We start from the raw sequence: 16,490 nt of genomic DNA on the forward strand, positions 1-16,490 counted from the left end.
CTTGTACGGTGGTGTGAGAGGACGGAGGCCGTGAGGCCTCCTCCTACTCGATTTAGTGTCTGTCTCGTCCTGAAATGTGTTTTTACCTTCCCGCACGCCTGCTTGGTCTATTTGAGGGCGTGGCCACACTTGTCGGCGTGGAACACTTTTAGATAATGCTGGTAGTAGTCATCAATGAGCTTGGCAGATTCACTTTCACCTAAAGATTTGAGTAACTCAATACCCACTTCACAAGTACACAAGTGGCCACTGTCTTGGTTGCGGCGCAGGGTGTATGAAGATTCGCTGGTAATATCGAGGTGAACTTGCGGAACGGCTTGTAACCACGAGCTCTTGTTAAGCATCTTCTTCGCTTCTTGCCATGTGCCATCCAAGATGATGAATAGCGGCTTACGGCTCTGGGCTTGGGTCATTACAGCTTGCTGGCACTCGACACTTTGATCACTTGGGAATAAAAGAAACGGTTGTCGTGTTTCATCGTCAAGCAGTGCGATGAGCTCCGCTGGTGGTGTTTTCCTTTGCCATACAATGGACTGACACTGATCAAGGGATTGCTGAAGCAGCTTCCCTGTATTGGTATCGCGTGACAGTTCATTCTCATGAGTGAGCAGTACAAGATCGATTTGGCTTGCGACACTAGGTATCAGGTGACAAATACATTGGTGAGTGAAGCTACAACCATGGCAAGCTTGTTGGTTACTCATGTTTACAACTTAACTCCACTTTGTGCGGGTGAGATACCATCAGCAAACAAAACCACGTCGCTGATATCAGCATCATCTGCAACTGGAGCGACACTTGGGTTTAGCGGGTAGCTGACACCAGAGTATGAAAGTGTGTGTTTCGCCGGTGTTGCACCGCCGCCACTGACATTGAAGATCAGATCCTGCCAGCCGTGGTTTTGCGATTTACCTAAGCGTATGTCGCCCTTAACCAGTGTCACTCGGCTATTGAAGCGCCAGTTATCTTGATGGTTTTCGAAAATTAGCAGTGTACAGCCACCAGAACCACACCAATCGAGTTGGGCGAACAGCTCTTCTTTACCGTCGCCGTTGAGGTCGTAGGTTAACCAGCGGTATTTAGTGTCGTCAGGTGAGCTGTTGTTGATCTTAAAGTATTCGCGGATCGCTTGGTCGACTTTTGGATCAAGTTGATCGCTGGAGTTCACCTGCTTTGCGGTTAGATCAACGTTAGTGGTGGTGTTTACTTGTGCTTGCGCACTCTTAGCTTCGAATAGCACCAGACCGCCATTGGCAATCGGATACACCACGTTGCCCACTTTCTCTTTTTCAGCGATTAGCTTGCCATTATCGAGTGTGAAGATGCGCTCGGAGATCAAATATTGTTGCTGGTGGCGAGTCATAACCACTTGTACCTGATTTTGGTTCAGTTGCTGCCAGAAGCCTTGTTCAACAATAGAAGGGTCTCCATTGCTGTATGAATAAGTCGTGATAGCACTGTGGTCATTGTTGAGTTCAAGTTTGATAGAGAACCCTGAGTTTTGCGTTGAGCTAGCGAAGTAGAGTCCGCTCCAGTCCAGCGTTGGATCTTGGTTAGAGACCGTCGCACAGCCATTGTAGTTACTGTCATTGAGGTTAAGCTTGGCATGCCATCCATAGATAGAATCGCTCATGCCGTCGCTACAGCTCTCTTTCGTAAGGTTGAGTTTGCCTTGTGCAGCTTTACCTTCTAATTGGTAGTCACGGCTGCTCGATGTGGTGCGGCTTGATTCAATATCGAGGGTCTGTGGCTGTTCGCCCATCTTGGTGTATTTCAGCTGGTCTTTATCGAAGGTTGCTGACCAGAAGGGTTCATTACCAAATACTCGTGTTGAGCGCAGCGGTTGGACGCAGCGATCTGGGTTCTCTGCGGTTAGGATGTTCACTTGGTCAACCACGAAACGCGCTGTGAAATCTGCGTTATAACCCGTTTGGCTCGGCACGGTTAGGTGACCAATCAGCTCGCCATATAAGGCTTGGTAAGGTCTCGTTGAGAGCCCTTGTGCTTCTAACGCTAACTCTGGAGATAAGTCTAACCAGTATTGTTGTTGGCTACCGCAAGGAGTGAAGGTTCGGCTTTCATGGCCAACCACCACCTGACCACGCATGATGAAGGTTTGCGGTTGAATGCTCAGTGGCTCATCCAAGTTTGCTGGGGGCTGTTCAGGTTGTTGCGGCGTATCAGGTGCCGTAACACAGCCTTGCAGAGCGAACGCGACTAGCCATGTCACTGGGTTTTTCATTACCTTCATGTTATATCTTCCTCGGAGCAACCGTTAATTGGATTTATTATGGCATATTGGTTATTTAAAACAGAACCCGACACCTTCTCTATTCAGACTCTTAGAGTACAAAAAACCTCTTGTTGGGAGGGTGTACGCAACTATCAGGCTCGAAACATGATGCGTGATGACGTCAAGCTTGGCGATCTGGTGATGATATACCACTCATCATGTAAAAAAGTTGGCGTAGCGGGGATCGCTAAAGTAACCAGAGAAGCCTACCCAGACCACTTTCAGTTCGACCCTGAGAGTGATTACTACGATCCTAAGTCTTCACCCGATAACCCACGCTGGATCATGGTGGATGTCGAGTTTGTGCGAGTGACTGAGTGCTTGATTCCTTTGGTTACGCTTAAAGCCATGCCTGAACTCTCCGAAATGCCCTTGGTGAAACGCGGTAATCGCTTATCGATCATGCCTGTGACTGAACAAGAGTGGCAGGCAATCTTAAGCAAAGAAGTGTTAGGTTCTCGATAGCGTTAGAGAGAGCTTTTTACGTAAGGTTCAAAAAAGGCAGCCAGTTGGCTGCCTTTTTATTTATTCAGATCTGTTCAACGAGCGAGATTAGAGCAGATGCTTTTCTAGGTAGTGAGCAACGGCATCGTCTGCGTTACTGCCAATCACTTCATTGTCAGGTAGTGCTTTCATCACTTTCTCATGTGATGTACCCATGATTAGACCTTTACCCGCCATAGCCAGCATTTCAGCGTCGTTCATGCCATCACCAAAGGCAACACAGTTATCCAGAGTCAGGTTTAGTGATTTTGCAACAGCGTCTAGAGCGTGGCCTTTAGAGACTTCAGCGGCCATCACTTCCAGACACCAAGGTGTAGAGAAGGCGATGTTCAGTTTGTCGCCAAAAGCATCTCTTAGCTTTTGTTCAAACGTGACGAGATATTCGTGGTCTTGTTCTGGATGTGTGAAGAAGACTTTCGCGATGCCTTCGCTTGGTGCGTTTTCAGCTTCAAAGCGCTTGTAGCTAAAGCCAGACTCACTGTGGAATTTAGCCAACATTTCATCTTCACGGTCTAGTAACCAATCTTCATTCTGGTACATGTGAATAAAGAGGTTTGGATCTTGGCGCACAATATCAATAACTGGCTGAACGAGTTCCTGAGGTACGTTCTGGCTATACATCAGTTGATCGTTTTGGTCATGCACGCGTGCACCGTTTGAAGTGATCATGTACGCCGGAATACCTGCTATCTGACGAATACCCGCCACATCGACGTGGTGACGACCCGTAGCGAAGATGAAGGTATAACCTTGGTCGTGTAATTTCTTAAGCGTTAGCTTGGTAAAGTCGCTTAGCTGATGGTTGGGAGCCAAAAGCGTACCATCTAAATCAGAAGCAACAATTTTCACGGAATCTTTTAGTGCAGGAATACTCATTTAACCCTCATTGCAAAATGCTTAACCAATATTGACGCTAGCCAGCGCTAGAATCGTTTTAACTACAATATCTCTAGGTAGAAATTGTATGCCAAATTCATGCAAGAAAAGAGGGCAAAGCTCACTTACTTCTCTTCCTCTTTAGCGCTTATTTTCTTGGTAGGTTGCTTAGCCTATTAGCTCTAGGCGAAAAACTGATTGATCGCATCCAGTGTTTGATTGCGATATTCATCCTGCTCAAACAACACCTCATGCCTAGAACCCTCAATCAACTTAAACTGACAATCAGAGTTGGTTTTCTTCAGCTTAGAGATGAACTTTACTTGAGCACTGTTACTGACAATCTTTTCATCCCCAGCTTGAATCAATAGCAGAGGGATCTTGATTTGACGAGTTTGTTGAATTGCTTGCTTGGCGGCCATTAACCCTTGCCACACCCAACGCGTGCTTGGTCCACCCACCTGCAAAGATGGAGACTCGTCATATAAGCGGCGGAACCACTGATAGCGAACCTTACTGTGGCTCAGTAAGTTGTTTTCAAAAGGCTTCGAATAATATGCTTGCTGGCCCGGCGCGTAAGTTGGCTTGGCATAAAAAGCGGTAAGCACTTGTCCAACGATCATCGCGATAGGTTTCAGGTACCACTCGGTATTGATACCAAACATCGGAGCGCACAGAGTCACCTTATCAAACGGGTGGTCTGGATGGGTTTGTAGGTAGCGAGTGGCTATGGTGCTGCCCATTGAGTGTGCGAGCAGGTAGCGATTGGAATACTTACTGAGATCAAAACTGGCAATGACGTCAGACATGTCAGATTCATAATCATCAAACTCATGAATGTGACCAATGTCAGAGTCTGTTACCATACGTTCAGACTGGCCTTGACCTTGATGGTCAAATGAATAAACGTCATAGCCTTGTTGATAAAAATCATAAAAGATTTCTTGGTATTTTTGGCAGCATTCAATACGGCCATTTGAAATCACAATGGCTTTGCTGTGCTTCTCTGAGGTGAGGCTGCACCAGTACAGTTTCTTTTTACCAGACGATGTTAAATACCCCTCTTTTCTTTGTTGCCAAAGAGCGTTGATCGGGTGTTTAATCGCATGATCGAACTGAGGTTCTTGAGTGTAAGGGAAGGTGGCTTCGCTTTGGTTTTCCATGGGAAATTACCTGAACTGATGCGTGTGAGAGCTTTATTGCTACTAATGTTGTTAGATTAAAGAACTAGTAAGGAAATGCAAATGGATACTCATGTTTGGCTTGCTTATGTTGTCACAGCGATTTTGTTTAGCTTGGCTCCGGGCTCGGGTACCGTTAACTCAATCAGTAATGGGCTTAGCTATGGCACTAAAAAGTCACTCGCATCAATTGTTGGCTTACAGCTTGGTCTTGCGTTTCACATTATGCTGGTGGGCGCGGGTATCGGTGCACTCGTTGCTAAGTCTGCGTTGGCGTTCACCATCATTAAGTGGGTCGGCGTGGTGTACTTACTTTGGTTAGGTATTCAAAAGTGGCGTGATAGCTCGAGCCTAGTAGCATCTGAAGAAAGCTCTACTCTGTCGAGTGGCAAACTGCTGAGAAACGCTGTGCTTATCAACCTAACTAACCCGAAATCAATCGTGTTTTTGGTGGCTTTGTTTCCTCAGTTTATTGACCCTACACAACCTCAAGCACCTCAGTTATTAGTGCTAGGTGTGACGACAGTATTCATTGATAGCGTTGTTATGTTGGGTTACACCTCATTAGCGTCACAAATGGGACGTTTTATTCGCTCTGATCGCATAATGGGTAAGATAAATAAAATATTTGGTGGTATGTTCATGGGCTGCGGTGCTTTGCTAGCTGCCGCGAAAGCTTAGATTAAGCGACTGAGTTATAGTTAAACCAATCAGAGTTATCAAGAAATGACCGCTACATACGTTGCTCGACAACCTATCTTAAATCGCAAGAGGAATACACTCGGCTATGAGTTGTTATTTCGCGATGGAGAAAAGAATGCGTACCCAGCGCATATTGAGTCTAATCGAGCAACGTATCGTCTGATTGTTGAGAACTTCTTGTCTGTTGGTCTTAACCCTTCTATTCCATCTTCACGCTGCTTTATCAACTTCCCTTATCAAAGTTTGATTCGTCGACTGCCCTTAAGTTTGCCGAAAGATAAGGTGGTGGTAGAGATTCTGGAAACCTGTAAACCAACAGATGAATTGTTGGAAGCGGTTAAAGACCTTTACCAAGCGGGTTACATGATTGCCCTAGATGATTTTACTTCGACCCCAGAATGGGAACGTTTCCTTAAATACACGCATATCGTAAAGCTCGATATTATGCAGATGGGTTTGGATGAAGCGTGTGATTTGGTTAGGGCGCATCAAGGGAAAAAGTTTAGCTTTTTGGCGGAGCGCGTTGAGACCGAACAAGAATTCCAGCAAGCCAAAGAGGCTGGCTTTAAGTTTTTCCAAGGTTACTTTTTCAATAAACCGGAAATCATCAAGAGTAAATACATTAGCCCTGAGCAAGTGATTGCTATGGAGCTGTTTCAAGAAGTGTGTAAGCCCGATGTGGACTTTCAACGGGTGGAGAGCATTGTCGCGAAAGATGTGGCGCTCTCATATAAGCTGCTGCGTTTTGTGAATACTATGTCGCCGCGCCTTGAAGTTACCATCTCTTCTTTTCGTCAGGCTTTGGTATATCTAGGTCAAGAGAAACTGAAAATGTTTGTCTCGTTAGCCGTCGCCTCTTATGTGTCCGATAAAAAGCCTAAAGAGCTGTATGGATTGTCTCTACAGCGTGCTCAGTTTTGTCAGCGTATGTCTCGCTATCAGGCATTTGAAGGGTATAGAGAACAGGCCTTTATGATTGGCTTATTCTCCTTGTTGGATGCTCTGTTGGACTTGTCGTTAGATAACTTAGTCGAGCAGTTGCCGCTGTGTAAAAGTATCAAGGTTGCTCTATTACGTAGAGAAGGGCCATATGGTACCTTGCTCGCACTTGAAGAGAGCTTTGAGCATGCGGATTGGCAGCAGATTGATGAGCACTGCGCTGATTTAGGGCTTAGCGTGGATCAGGTGAAAACTGAACTTACAGAAGCGCGTCGCTGGAGTCACACAGTGACCAACAAGCTGTAGTGTTGCTTTATTAAACTTTTATGACATTTAAAACGCACGCCTTGACGTGCGTTTTTTTACAACTAATATATGCGCATATCCATATATGAGTATGTAGTTATGCTTCCTCACCAATTTTTTAAATTACTGTCCGATGAAACGCGAGTGCGTTGCTTAATGTTGATAGTTCGCAATGAGTGCTTATCGGTTGGTGAGTTGACTCAGGCATTGCAAGAAAGTCAGCCAAAGGTTTCACGCCATCTTGCGCAGCTGCGTTCAAACGGTGTTTTGATTGATGTTCGCCAGGGGCAGTGGGTGTTTTACCGCCTGTCACAAGATTTACCAGGTTGGATGCTAAAGTTAATTGACGACCTTATTGCATCGAACTGTTTGAAAACTGAATACCAGCAAGATATTGAGCGCTTAGAGTCGATGAACTCACGCCCAGTATGTTGCGTTTAAGTCTTAATTTAAGTTTCACCACTAACTGAGAGAACACAAAATGACAGTTAAAGTAGGTATTAATGGTTTTGGTCGTATTGGCCGTCTAGCACTTCGCGCAGCTTTCGATTGGGAAGAGCTAGAGTTTGTACAAATTAATGACGTTGCTGGCGACACAGCGACACTGGCTCACCTTCTTGAGTTCGATTCGGTTCAAGGTCGTTGGAACCACGAAGTGTCTGTTGAAGGCGATGAGATGATCATCAACGGTCAACGCATCAAAACCACAAAAGAGCGCGACATTGATGCGATCGATTGGTCTGGTTGTGATGTGGTTATCGAAGCGACAGGTGTTCACCGTAAGACCTCTTTCCTAAACAAATACCTAGAGCAAGGCGTGAAGCGCGTTGTGGTATCGGCTCCTGTGAAAGAAGAAGGAATCGCAAACATCGTTGTTGGTGTGAATGACAATATCTTCGACCCTGCGGTACACAAAATCGTAACGGCAGCGTCTTGTACAACGAACTGTATCGCGCCAGTGGTTAAGGTGATCAACGAGAAGCTTGGTATCGAGAACGCAGCCTTCACCACTATTCACGATTTAACTAACACGCAAACTATTCTTGATGCGCCGCACAAAGACTTACGCCGCGCACGTGCATGTGGCATGAGTCTTATCCCAACAACGACGGGCAGCGCCAAAGCGATTGTTGAGATCTTCCCTGAGCTAGAAAACCGCATCAACGGCCACGCAGTTCGTGTACCGCTAGCGAACGCTTCTCTGACAGACATCATCTTCGAAGTGAAGCAAGACACCACGGCAGAAGAAGTTAACGCGATGCTGAAAGAAGCGTCTCAGAATGAACTAAAAGGTATTCTTGGCTTTGAAGAGCGTCCACTGGTTTCTATCGATTACAAAGGCGACCAACGCTCAACAATTGTGGATGCACTATCAACGATGTTGGTCGGTAAGCGCATGGTTAAGATCTACGCTTGGTACGACAATGAGATGGGTTACGCAACACGTACCGCTGAGCTTGTTCGTACCGTTGGCCTTGCTTAATAAGAATCTGGAGAAGATATAATGATACATCCAACATGGCAACTAGACCTAGAGCAAGGTGCGCTAGTGCTTACTCCGTGCCCAGGCACAAAAGAAGCAACGCTTGATGCATCACTGGCTCAGCTAAAAGAGCAAGGCGTTGAAGCTATCGTGACAGCACTTGATGACCATGAGCTTGCAAGCAAAGACGTGGCGGCACTTGGTGAAAAAACACGTGCGTTAGGTATGCAATGGTTCCAGATCGAAATTGAAGACGACTGTGCACCGGGTGCTGGTTTTGCTGCGAAGTGGCAAGCAGCTAGCCCTGAGCTACATAACATCGTCGATAACGGCGGCAAGGTTGCAATGCATTGTATGGGCGGCTCTGGTCGCACTGGTTTGTTCGCAGCTCACCTACTGTTAGAAAAAGGCTGGGATTTGAGCAAGGTAGTTCAAGAGGTGCAGGCACTGCGTCCAGGTGCCTTCACTAAACCTATCCAGGTTGAATACATTAATGGCGTAGCGAATAGCTAATAGTCATCAGTGTTAGACAGGGAGCTTTTGGTATCTGGAGTGTTGAACTTATCATGATCCAAAAGCTCTTTTTGTTTAGATTGCAGAGATAGCGTTATGTTTTCAAATCTAAGTAAGAGCGTTCGCCAATACATGTTGGTGACTTTTAACTACTGGAACTTCACCATTACTGATGGTGCACTTCGCATGTTGGTGGTTCTGTATTTTTACGACCTTGGCTACAGTTCGTTAGAAATCGCCTCACTGTTCCTTTTCTATGAATTCTTTGGTGTGGTGACTAACCTAATCGGTGGCTGGTTAGGGGCGCGTCTTGGCCTCAATAAGACTATGAACATTGGGTTAGGCATGCAAGTCGTCGCCTTGGGTATGCTCGCGGTGCCAACGGCAATGCTGACCATTCCTTGGGTCATGGCGGCGCAAGCCTTGTCTGGTATCGCTAAAGACCTCAATAAGATGAGTGCCAAGAGCTCAATTAAGACTCTGGTTCCTGATGAACAACAAGGCGCGCTTTATAAGTGGATTGCGATTCTGACCGGATCTAAGAATGCGCTTAAAGGGGCAGGCTTCTTTATTGGTGGTTTACTGCTTTCAACGATTGGCTTCCAATACGCCGTGCTCGCGATGGCAGCCGTGTTGGCATTGGTCTTCGTTGGCAGTGTGTTGAGCTTAGAAGCGGACATGGGCAAAGCGAAAACCAAGCCTAAGTTCAAACAGATCTTCTCTAAGTCTGAATCCATCAACATCCTATCCGCAGCACGTATGTTCCTGTTTGGCGCTCGTGATGTGTGGTTTGTGATTGCTTTGCCGATTTACCTAGGCAGCGTGTTTGGGTGGGATCACTCATGGGTGGGTGGCTTCTTAGCGGCTTGGACCATCGCATACGGCTTTGTGCAGGGCATTGCACCCAAGATTACTGGTAAAGCTCAAGGTAAGGTGCCAGATGGCCATGCCGCGCTGTTATGGACTGGTGCGCTGGCTATAGTGACCGCTGCTATCGCTTATGCGGTACAGATTGGCTGGCAACCCGAGTTAGTTATTATCGGTGGCTTGATGGTGTTTGGTGTCATCTTTGCGGTGAACTCATCACTTCACTCATATTTGATTGTGAGTTATGCGAAAGGCGATGGCGTTTCTCTTGATGTCGGTTTCTACTACATGGCAAACGCGATGGGCCGTTTGATTGGCACGATATTGTCGGGCTTGGTATTCCAAATGGCAGGTTTGTCTGCGTGTCTGTGGGTTTCCTTCGCATTCTTGGCGATAACGACGGTGATCTCTCTGCGTTTACCGAAAGTGCCGCAAATTTCAGCGGCATAAGCTTCAGCCACATGAGCCTCATTTGTGAGAGCTCAAGTCGCAGAAGCTAGAGTCGTATGAGCTAAATTCGCGATAAGTATCTCCTTTAACACTAAGCTGACTTGGTATTTATTCCGGTCAGCTTTTTTATTGCTATAGTAGAATGATTGAATATTAATCAGGCATTTACATGAAGCAGCGAATTCTCTTTTTTGATTTAGCACGATGTGTCGCGGCCGTAGCGGTTATCGCGATTCATGTTTTGGCGCCTTATCGCAATGAGTTGGGCACTATTCCTTTCGGTGAATGGCTTACTGCCATTACGGTAAACGGTTTCAGCCGCTGGGCAGTACCTGTGTTCATTTTGATTACTGGCGCACTGATGCTCAGTGATCAGCGCCCGTTTGACGCCAAATACTACCTCAAGCGTCGTTTGGGCAAGGTACTGATACCTTTCATTGTCTGGTCGCTTTTCTATACCTATCTGTCGGGCTGGTCAGCAATGGGCTTTGATGCCGACGTCAGTTGGGACGTGTTGCTTAATAGCTACCATCATTACACCTATTACCACCTTGGTTTCTTCTATTACTTCATCCCGCTCTACTTTGTGATTCCGTTCTTGCAGATCATGGTCAGAAAGTTCGGTGATAGATCTGTCTATGCCTTTACGGTGGTATGGTTGTTCACAACATTGCTTTTCTTACTGAAAATCGATGGCCCTTGGAGTCACGAATTGTGGTTGTACACCGGTTACTTACCATTGGGTTACTTGCTGTATAAGATTGTGCCACTTAACAAGATGACAGTTGGCATGAGTGTGTTACTGGGTGGGTTAGCGTTACTGACCACGGTTTACATGGTGGTTGAGGCAAGCTTGGTAGCAGAAGAGTACACAGTAGGGCGTTGGTTATCTTACAAGACGCTGAATACCGTATTAGCGGCGAGCATGGTATTCATGGTGTGTCGTTACTATGGTGAAGGGTTGTCTGAGAAGAGTAATCAAGTGGTTGGCTTTATCAGTAAGCACAGCTTAGGTATTTATCTGCTGCACCCAATTTTCTTATGGCCAATGAAAGAATTCGGTTGGTACCAAGGACACCCTGCTTGGGTTATTCCATTATGGATCGTGATCAGCGGAGCTGGCGCGTTATGGATGAGTTGGTTGGTGTCTAAGTCAGAGAAGACACGTTGGCTATTGCCTTAGCGATACGCTAAGGCATTTCGATATTGGTTTGTTGCTGATTATCGATGAGGAAGGGATGAAGCGCTAAGGTTAGCGCTTCAACGCAAAGTGTAAGAATTTATCGCCTTGGTAGGTTAAGGTTCCTTTGTCGCCAGGGTTAAGGGCGTGGAAATAGTGGATGCCGACTTGGAATTCTCGCTTCGGACCAACCACACCACGTTGAACGTAAATCCAGTACTCTTGATCTTCTTGGCCCGGTTCTGCGTCAGGAAGGTCGATCGATTGTTTGTCTAACACCGTGACATTCACTTTCTTCTCTGGCGCATTTTCACCTTGCGAGTGTTTTCGATAGAAACCAATAAATACCCAAGCCGCTAGAGCAGCGAGAGCAAAGATGGCAAAAAAGAGTGAATTAGGCATATAACCTCCATGTAGTCGTGATGGTTATTCTAGTCTTTCAGGCAATAGGGATATGTGTTTAAAGCCGTTATTCGTGAACTGTTGTAAGCCAAGCTGATTATTTTTCGGCAGACATCACATTTAATGGTCAGTTTGGGATAAAGCATTGTTATTTATTGTCTCTTTCTCTCGTAAATAACAGTGATTTTGTATAAGAATAGGGAAATGCTCGACTAGAATTATAGTGTGGAGTGGGAGGGCTAAGATGACCGATATTGAAAAAGTGGTGACAAGAACTCGCAATATAGAGAAATTATTGAGGCTTCAATATCATGCCGAAGGCGAAGGATTGCATGAGCTTGTAACAAGCTGTGAAGAAAGGCTACCGCACGATATGGTGAGCAAGCTGCGCTATATCGCAACGTGTCGTAATAAGGTAGTCAATGAACATGAGGCTAAGTTGGAAGACCAACATAAGTTCATCATGATGTGTAACGACTGTGAGAAGGAGCTGACTCCACGTAGTGGTCGTTTTATCTGGCGAGTTGCGATCTTACTGATGATGGCAATGACTTTAGCTGCCGCAGGTTTCTATTATGCGAACTGGGATGTGCTAACACTGCATCTGTTTTCGAAGTGAAAAAATTGAACAAAAAAAGGGACGCTCATGGCGTCCCTTTTTTTATCTGTAACTTGCTTAGTACATCATCGGTAGTGTCATTAGACCTACAACTACCGCGATCATTACAAGTCCTTGTCTTTGCGAAGATGAAATCATAACACTACTCCTAAATTTGGTTGTCTCTCGCTATGTTTTAAAGAATAGCACTACTTATGGCTTTAGATCAAGAATTACTTTCGAAAGCTTTAAAAGTAGTAGAAAACTATGAGTTTTTGGCTTGTTTGGCAGTGTTTAACTGTGTTTTATGGTGTGTTCTTATTTTGTTCGTTGTGATTTATGTTTGTTCTAATTTGATTTAACTTGTTGTTTTGTAATGGTTGTTTTGTGTAATTTATATTGTTAAAGGTTGTTAAACTGTATTAATAGGGGCTGGTGGTGGCTAGGTTTGTTTTGGTTGGTTTTTTAAGTTTTCGACTTGGTTTTTGTGGCGGTTTTTACCGGGGGCTTGAAATAACCTGACAAAACTGGGATTTAAAAAAAGAAAACTGGCTACTTTACAAGTCTAGGCTTGGTTGGCGTTTTTATTTCCTTATTAATCTTGAGTTTCTTTGTTTAAGTTATTGTTATTGTTTGATTTAAAGGTGGTTATTTTAATTTTTCAAGTGTGGTATTTGACGGAATTAAGCCGATTTTGGTGAAGTCGATAGGTTAGAATTGGCCAAAATTCAAGTATGGCGACTCTAATGCCAGTTTGAATGGGTTTTATGATGATTCGTTCTAGTTTTAAACGAATGGCCATTGTCATGGTGGTAATTGTTACGACTTCAATCTAAAGAGACTCTTTTTAGTGGAAGCGTAATCAAGATCCAATTTTGAGGGGCTGAGGCTTTACATCAACACTCGTGTGCCTAGACTGGCGACGATTTAAAGCAATAGGGCAAGTGGTATGTGGAGTTGGTTAGCGGTTTCCTTATCTGGTATCGGAGCAATAGCAGGAACGAAACATGGACATATCGGTCAGGCCTTATCGTATAAGGTATTTACCTTTGTATTATTAGCGACAATTGCTTTAACTCAGTCGGTTGTGGCTGACTTTACCTATTGGATAGTTGCGGGGTTGGCTATCTCTGCGATCGCAGATGTGCTTCATACTCTCACTCAAAAACGCCCTCTGCATTTTGTCTGCTTCTTATTGGCTCAACTCTGTTACAGCAAAGCTTTTTGGTTACAGCTATCAGGTGAAATGGTTTGGTGGTTGTTCGCGCTGTTATTGGCAGCTTGCGTTGTTGCTTTCTTTTTACTGCTGCCACGCTTAGACAAACTCGTTTTTCCCGTGGTCATCATGGGCATTGTGCTTATTCAGTTAGCATGGGCTTCTGGTGAGGTTTGGCTGCTGGATCCTCAGTTATCACACGCGGTCGGTTTTGCTGGCTGTAGCGTGCTGCTCCTTTCGGCCTTAGCTTATGCGCTAAACAGTTACCGCAGCCCAATCAAGGGCGCTTACTTTTGGGTAACGGGCAGTTACTTTCTCGCACACGCATTCATCGTCGCATCGATTACTATTTAGGGTAGAGCTCTCTCAAGCCTGAGCTACATCAAAACGGCGTTGCTAAAACTCGGTACTCTACGTGTAATTCATTAAACATGAGATTGAGTTATGACGACTGAAATTCACGCACACAACGTTTTAAACCTGCTTAGTGAAAAGCCACTGACTCGCGAAGAGCTAACATTAGCGCTTGCTCAAACCTATGGCGAAGAAGCTCGCTTCCATACTTGTAAGCTCAATGGTCTGGATTTAGATAGCCTGTTGAAGTTTTTCTTGAAGATGGAAAAGGTTGTCGTTGTCGATGATAAGCTTTGCACTAACCGCGAACGTGTGTGTAATCACTAATTCTTAGTGGCTTGTTTTATTCGTGAATAAAGAGTGGGTGCATGTTTCGGCTCCACTCTTTTCATTACCTTTCAATCTGCTTTCGCTAATTTGCCTTCTTATAACATCCCCTTTTAAAAGCATCAGTTAACCCGCTTATCACTGCGTTCGAAAATCAATGTTGAGGCTGCTATACTCCGCGCACTTACGCTTTTCGAGACAAACTTATGGAAATCTTATCTGCAGCAACCATGCTGTTTCTTATCATGGACCCGCTTGGCAACTTGCCAATCGTGCTCTCTATCCTTAAGCATATTGACCCGAAGCGTCGCCGTATTGTTCTGATTCGTGAGCTGATGTTCGCACTGGTTATCTTGCTGCTGTTCTTATTTGCGGGTCAAAGCATTATGAACTTCCTGCACGTGCAGCCTGAAACCTTGAGTATCTCTGGCGGTATTATTCTGTTTATTATCGCGATTAAGATGATTTTCCCAAGTGCGGGTAGTATTACTGGCCTCGCGGCGGGTGAAGAACCGTTTATTGTGCCGATGGCGATCCCAATGATTGCTGGCCCTTCAGTGATTGCGGCATTGATTCTGTTGTCGACACAGCACCCTGACAATATGTTAGAGCTTTCAGCGGCTGTGATGCTGGCTTGGGGCGCTACCTTCTTCATTCTGATGTTTAATGGCTTCTTCCTGCGAGTGCTGGGAGAGAGAGGTCTTAAAGCCATCGAACGCTTGATGGGCTTGTTGTTGGTTATGCTGTCGACGCAAATGTTCCTCGATGGTGTGAAAGGCTACATGGGCTAACATCAATATCATTGCTGAATAAAAAAACGCCGCTTAAATGAGCGGCGTTTTTGTCTCTACTGTTTCTGTCATGATGTTTTCTGTAGCTAAGCGTTTTATATCTGGGCTTAAGCTCGATTACATCATGTGTTTGCGTCGGATATCGAGTAAGGCGAAGACACCGAAAATCAATATTGACCACTTCTCCCAACGTGACATCTCGATCTTGTCGCCGAAAGCACCGATGAAAATCAGCATCTGCAGGCCGTGCATGAAGAACAAGAATGCTGTCATGATATAAAGCGCAATCGCAGCATTACCCGGGAACGGGTAGAAAATATTTACGATCAAGATAAACCAAACAAAGGCGATGGCTGCTTTTGCTAGTGGAAGCAAGAACTTCATTCAATAACTCCTATTCTTCAGTAATTCGATTGAACAGTCGGTAGCTTGACTGTCCGGTGGTCTTATCGCGATGCAATTCCCAGTTCTCTGGCATAGCTTCGAGTTTCAGTTCTTTCTCTGTCTCGACGTAAATGATGGCATTGTCTGCAAGCCAACCGTTACTCTCAAGCAGTTGTACTGTTTCTGCCAGTAAGCCTTTGCGAAATGGTGGATCAAGGAAAACCATATCGTAAGGCGTGCCTGGTTTCTTAAGGAAAGAGATAGCATCAGTATTCACGACATTAATGTTGTCTGCCTTGAGCTCTTTCGCGTTATCAGAAAGCTGTTTAGCCGCCTTTTGATTCATTTCGAGCAGTGTCACCATTTTGGCTTGGCGAGAAGCTGCTTCAAAACCTAGACCGCCAGAACCGGCAAATACATCCAAGCAAGTTGAATGTGGGATATCTTGAGCCACCCAGTTAAAGAGTGTTTCTTTTACTCGGTCAATGGTTGGGCGTAATCCTTCTAAATCATGAACAGGCAGCTTTCTACCTCTCCATGAGCCACTAATAATTCGAACAAAGCCTCCGGATGGCTTTTTTTGTGATGTGTTTTGCTGGCGACGTCTTACCATAGATTTTTTGACCGCTAATAAAGTGATACTATACCGAGCCCAATTTAAGTGGGTTCGTGTATTAAATAAATTTGCAATGACAAAGTGTATCAAGCTAAAAGCAAACTTATCACTGCTTTGTCATTTTTCTTTACTATTCGTTTGTACAAGCTTGTATTGTATAACAATAGCAAAGAGTCGACGTGTATTAAGTCAATACAGCTAATTAGTAGATCTAGGAAACTCCTCTGATGACGGAAAAAAAGAAGCGCGGATTATTATCGTGGCTTGGTTTTGGTGAAGAAGAACAAAGCCCAAAAACTCAGAATGAAGCGAACGTAGAAAGCGTTGAAGATCAAACTGAAGTTGAATCACAAGTTGAGGCTGAACAGGTCGCGCCTGAAGCTGAACAAGTTAAGCCAACTGAATCTGAGCAAGCGCTTGAAGAAGCTCAACAAGAGCAGCAACCTGTCGCAGCAGAAGCAGAAGCAGAAGCAGAAGCAGAAGCAGAAGCAGAAGCAGAAGCAGAAGC

General features: G+C 45.1%; 19 protein-coding genes and 1 pseudogene. 13 read left to right on the forward strand and 7 right to left on the reverse strand.

What is annotated here, in order from left to right; translation table 11 throughout:
• Positions 1-107: 107 nt before the first annotated feature.
• Both AB6D58_RS22840 and AB6D58_RS22845 read right to left on the reverse strand, forming a co-directional pair.
• Positions 108-704: a tRNA-uridine aminocarboxypropyltransferase gene (locus AB6D58_RS22840; protein ID WP_017061019.1), complete on the reverse strand. Its 597-nt coding sequence runs from the start codon at positions 702-704 to the stop codon at positions 108-110.
• A 2-nt stretch (positions 705-706) separates the two neighbouring features.
• A complete protein-coding gene (locus tag AB6D58_RS22845; RefSeq protein WP_372158635.1) occupies positions 707-2,251 on the reverse strand; it encodes a COG3650 family protein in 1,545 nt (514 codons plus the stop codon).
• Positions 2,252-2,290: 39 nt separating this feature from the next.
• On the opposite strand from AB6D58_RS22845, the gene AB6D58_RS22850 reads away from it, so the two are divergent.
• Positions 2,291-2,758: an EVE domain-containing protein gene (locus tag AB6D58_RS22850; protein WP_372158637.1), complete on the forward strand. Its 468-nt coding sequence runs from the start codon at positions 2,291-2,293 to the stop codon at positions 2,756-2,758.
• 87 nt (positions 2,759-2,845) lie between these two features.
• Here the strand turns inward: AB6D58_RS22850 and AB6D58_RS22855 are convergent, their stop codons facing one another.
• The gene (locus AB6D58_RS22855; RefSeq protein ID WP_017061022.1) at positions 2,846-3,673 is read right to left on the reverse strand and encodes a Cof-type HAD-IIB family hydrolase; all 828 of its coding nucleotides are present in this window, start codon (positions 3,671-3,673) and stop codon (positions 2,846-2,848) included.
• Between the two features lie 182 nt (positions 3,674-3,855).
• A complete protein-coding gene (locus AB6D58_RS22860; protein WP_372158640.1) occupies positions 3,856-4,836 on the reverse strand; it encodes an alpha/beta fold hydrolase in 981 nt (326 codons plus the stop codon).
• A gap of 81 nt (positions 4,837-4,917) precedes the next feature.
• Between AB6D58_RS22860 and rhtB the strand changes: the two genes are divergently transcribed.
• The 7 genes from rhtB (at position 4,918) to AB6D58_RS22895 (ending at position 11,297) form a co-directional block, all read left to right on the forward strand.
• Positions 4,918-5,535, forward strand: a complete 618-nt coding sequence (gene rhtB, locus AB6D58_RS22865) for a homoserine/homoserine lactone efflux protein (protein WP_017061024.1) — start codon at positions 4,918-4,920, stop codon at positions 5,533-5,535.
• 45 nt (positions 5,536-5,580) lie between these two features.
• The gene (locus tag AB6D58_RS22870; protein WP_017061025.1) at positions 5,581-6,801 is read left to right on the forward strand and encodes an EAL and HDOD domain-containing protein; all 1,221 of its coding nucleotides are present in this window, start codon (positions 5,581-5,583) and stop codon (positions 6,799-6,801) included.
• A gap of 99 nt (positions 6,802-6,900) precedes the next feature.
• Positions 6,901-7,242 carry a metalloregulator ArsR/SmtB family transcription factor gene (locus AB6D58_RS22875; protein ID WP_017063763.1) on the forward strand — a complete coding sequence of 114 codons (342 nt, stop codon included), beginning with the start codon at positions 6,901-6,903 and terminating at the stop codon, positions 7,240-7,242.
• Between the two features lie 40 nt (positions 7,243-7,282).
• Positions 7,283-8,284, forward strand: coding sequence for an ArsJ-associated glyceraldehyde-3-phosphate dehydrogenase (locus AB6D58_RS22880; protein WP_372158643.1), 1,002 nt, complete (start codon positions 7,283-7,285; stop codon positions 8,282-8,284).
• A 21-nt stretch (positions 8,285-8,305) separates the two neighbouring features.
• On the forward strand, positions 8,306-8,797 hold the full coding sequence (locus AB6D58_RS22885) for a cyclin-dependent kinase inhibitor 3 family protein (RefSeq protein ID WP_017061028.1): 492 nt from the start codon (positions 8,306-8,308) through the stop codon (positions 8,795-8,797).
• Positions 8,798-8,893: 96 nt separating this feature from the next.
• Complete coding sequence (gene arsJ, locus AB6D58_RS22890; protein WP_372158645.1) at positions 8,894-10,114, forward strand: organoarsenical effux MFS transporter ArsJ; 1,221 nt, start codon at positions 8,894-8,896, stop codon at positions 10,112-10,114.
• A gap of 169 nt (positions 10,115-10,283) precedes the next feature.
• Positions 10,284-11,297, forward strand: a complete 1,014-nt coding sequence (locus tag AB6D58_RS22895) for an acyltransferase (RefSeq protein WP_372158648.1) — start codon at positions 10,284-10,286, stop codon at positions 11,295-11,297.
• Positions 11,298-11,366: 69 nt separating this feature from the next.
• On the opposite strand, the gene AB6D58_RS22900 is transcribed toward AB6D58_RS22895, so the two are convergent.
• A complete protein-coding gene (locus AB6D58_RS22900) occupies positions 11,367-11,696 on the reverse strand; it encodes a DUF2500 domain-containing protein (protein ID WP_017061032.1) in 330 nt (109 codons plus the stop codon).
• 244 nt (positions 11,697-11,940) lie between these two features.
• On the opposite strand from AB6D58_RS22900, the gene AB6D58_RS22905 reads away from it, so the two are divergent.
• The 4 genes from AB6D58_RS22905 to AB6D58_RS22920 all read left to right on the forward strand — a co-directional run bounded on the left by AB6D58_RS22905 (position 11,941) and on the right by AB6D58_RS22920 (position 14,982).
• Positions 11,941-12,315 (forward strand): hypothetical protein, encoded by a 375-nt coding sequence (locus AB6D58_RS22905; RefSeq protein WP_004736595.1) that lies wholly within the window; start codon positions 11,941-11,943, stop codon positions 12,313-12,315.
• Positions 12,316-13,243: 928 nt separating this feature from the next.
• Positions 13,244-13,864, forward strand: a complete 621-nt coding sequence (locus tag AB6D58_RS22910; RefSeq protein WP_017061033.1) for a lysoplasmalogenase — start codon at positions 13,244-13,246, stop codon at positions 13,862-13,864.
• Between the two features lie 90 nt (positions 13,865-13,954).
• Entirely contained in the window at positions 13,955-14,191 is a 237-nt protein-coding gene (locus tag AB6D58_RS22915; protein WP_017066763.1) for a YecH family metal-binding protein, read from the forward strand.
• Between the two features lie 206 nt (positions 14,192-14,397).
• On the forward strand, positions 14,398-14,982 hold the full coding sequence (locus AB6D58_RS22920) for a YhgN family NAAT transporter (RefSeq protein ID WP_017061035.1): 585 nt from the start codon (positions 14,398-14,400) through the stop codon (positions 14,980-14,982).
• 117 nt (positions 14,983-15,099) lie between these two features.
• On the opposite strand, the gene AB6D58_RS22925 is transcribed toward AB6D58_RS22920, so the two are convergent.
• Both AB6D58_RS22925 and rsmD read right to left on the reverse strand, forming a co-directional pair.
• A complete protein-coding gene (locus tag AB6D58_RS22925) occupies positions 15,100-15,366 on the reverse strand; it encodes a DUF1145 domain-containing protein (protein ID WP_016784000.1) in 267 nt (88 codons plus the stop codon).
• Positions 15,367-15,376: 10 nt separating this feature from the next.
• Positions 15,377-15,979, reverse strand: a complete 603-nt coding sequence (gene rsmD / locus AB6D58_RS22930) for a 16S rRNA (guanine(966)-N(2))-methyltransferase RsmD (RefSeq protein WP_017061036.1) — start codon at positions 15,977-15,979, stop codon at positions 15,377-15,379.
• Between the two features lie 230 nt (positions 15,980-16,209).
• Here rsmD and AB6D58_RS22935 point away from each other — a divergent pair.
• Positions 16,210-16,490 (forward strand): annotated as a pseudogene (locus AB6D58_RS22935) (signal recognition particle-docking protein FtsY); the annotation flags it as partial.

Source organism: Vibrio sp. 10N.239.312.D08 (genome assembly GCF_041466145.1).
Taxonomy (GTDB): domain Bacteria; phylum Pseudomonadota; class Gammaproteobacteria; order Enterobacterales; family Vibrionaceae; genus Vibrio; species Vibrio crassostreae_C.

Bases quoted from the DNA above. Each gene is read 5' to 3' on its own strand.
- AB6D58_RS22845 (WP_372158635.1), bottom strand. From the start codon at position 2,251: ATGAAGGTAATGAAAAACCCAGTGACATGGCTAGTCGCGTTCGCTCTG.
- rsmD (WP_017061036.1), bottom strand. From the start codon at position 15,979: ATGGTAAGACGTCGCCAGCAAAACACATCACAAAAAAAGCCATCCGGA.
- AB6D58_RS22850 (WP_372158637.1), top strand. From the start codon at position 2,291: ATGGCATATTGGTTATTTAAAACAGAACCCGACACCTTCTCTATTCAG.
- AB6D58_RS22860 (WP_372158640.1), bottom strand. From the start codon at position 4,836: ATGGAAAACCAAAGCGAAGCCACCTTCCCTTACACTCAAGAACCTCAG.
- AB6D58_RS22905 (WP_004736595.1), top strand. From the start codon at position 11,941: ATGACCGATATTGAAAAAGTGGTGACAAGAACTCGCAATATAGAGAAA.
- AB6D58_RS22885 (WP_017061028.1), top strand. From the start codon at position 8,306: ATGATACATCCAACATGGCAACTAGACCTAGAGCAAGGTGCGCTAGTG.
- AB6D58_RS22875 (WP_017063763.1), top strand. From the start codon at position 6,901: ATGCTTCCTCACCAATTTTTTAAATTACTGTCCGATGAAACGCGAGTG.
- AB6D58_RS22920 (WP_017061035.1), top strand. From the start codon at position 14,398: ATGGAAATCTTATCTGCAGCAACCATGCTGTTTCTTATCATGGACCCG.
- AB6D58_RS22840 (WP_017061019.1), bottom strand. From the start codon at position 704: ATGAGTAACCAACAAGCTTGCCATGGTTGTAGCTTCACTCACCAATGT.
- AB6D58_RS22895 (WP_372158648.1), top strand. From the start codon at position 10,284: ATGAAGCAGCGAATTCTCTTTTTTGATTTAGCACGATGTGTCGCGGCC.
- AB6D58_RS22910 (WP_017061033.1), top strand. From the start codon at position 13,244: ATGTGGAGTTGGTTAGCGGTTTCCTTATCTGGTATCGGAGCAATAGCA.
- AB6D58_RS22925 (WP_016784000.1), bottom strand. From the start codon at position 15,366: ATGAAGTTCTTGCTTCCACTAGCAAAAGCAGCCATCGCCTTTGTTTGG.
- AB6D58_RS22880 (WP_372158643.1), top strand. From the start codon at position 7,283: ATGACAGTTAAAGTAGGTATTAATGGTTTTGGTCGTATTGGCCGTCTA.
- AB6D58_RS22870 (WP_017061025.1), top strand. From the start codon at position 5,581: ATGACCGCTACATACGTTGCTCGACAACCTATCTTAAATCGCAAGAGG.
- AB6D58_RS22900 (WP_017061032.1), bottom strand. From the start codon at position 11,696: ATGCCTAATTCACTCTTTTTTGCCATCTTTGCTCTCGCTGCTCTAGCG.
- arsJ (WP_372158645.1), top strand. From the start codon at position 8,894: ATGTTTTCAAATCTAAGTAAGAGCGTTCGCCAATACATGTTGGTGACT.
- AB6D58_RS22855 (WP_017061022.1), bottom strand. From the start codon at position 3,673: ATGAGTATTCCTGCACTAAAAGATTCCGTGAAAATTGTTGCTTCTGAT.
- rhtB (WP_017061024.1), top strand. From the start codon at position 4,918: ATGGATACTCATGTTTGGCTTGCTTATGTTGTCACAGCGATTTTGTTT.
- AB6D58_RS22915 (WP_017066763.1), top strand. From the start codon at position 13,955: ATGACGACTGAAATTCACGCACACAACGTTTTAAACCTGCTTAGTGAA.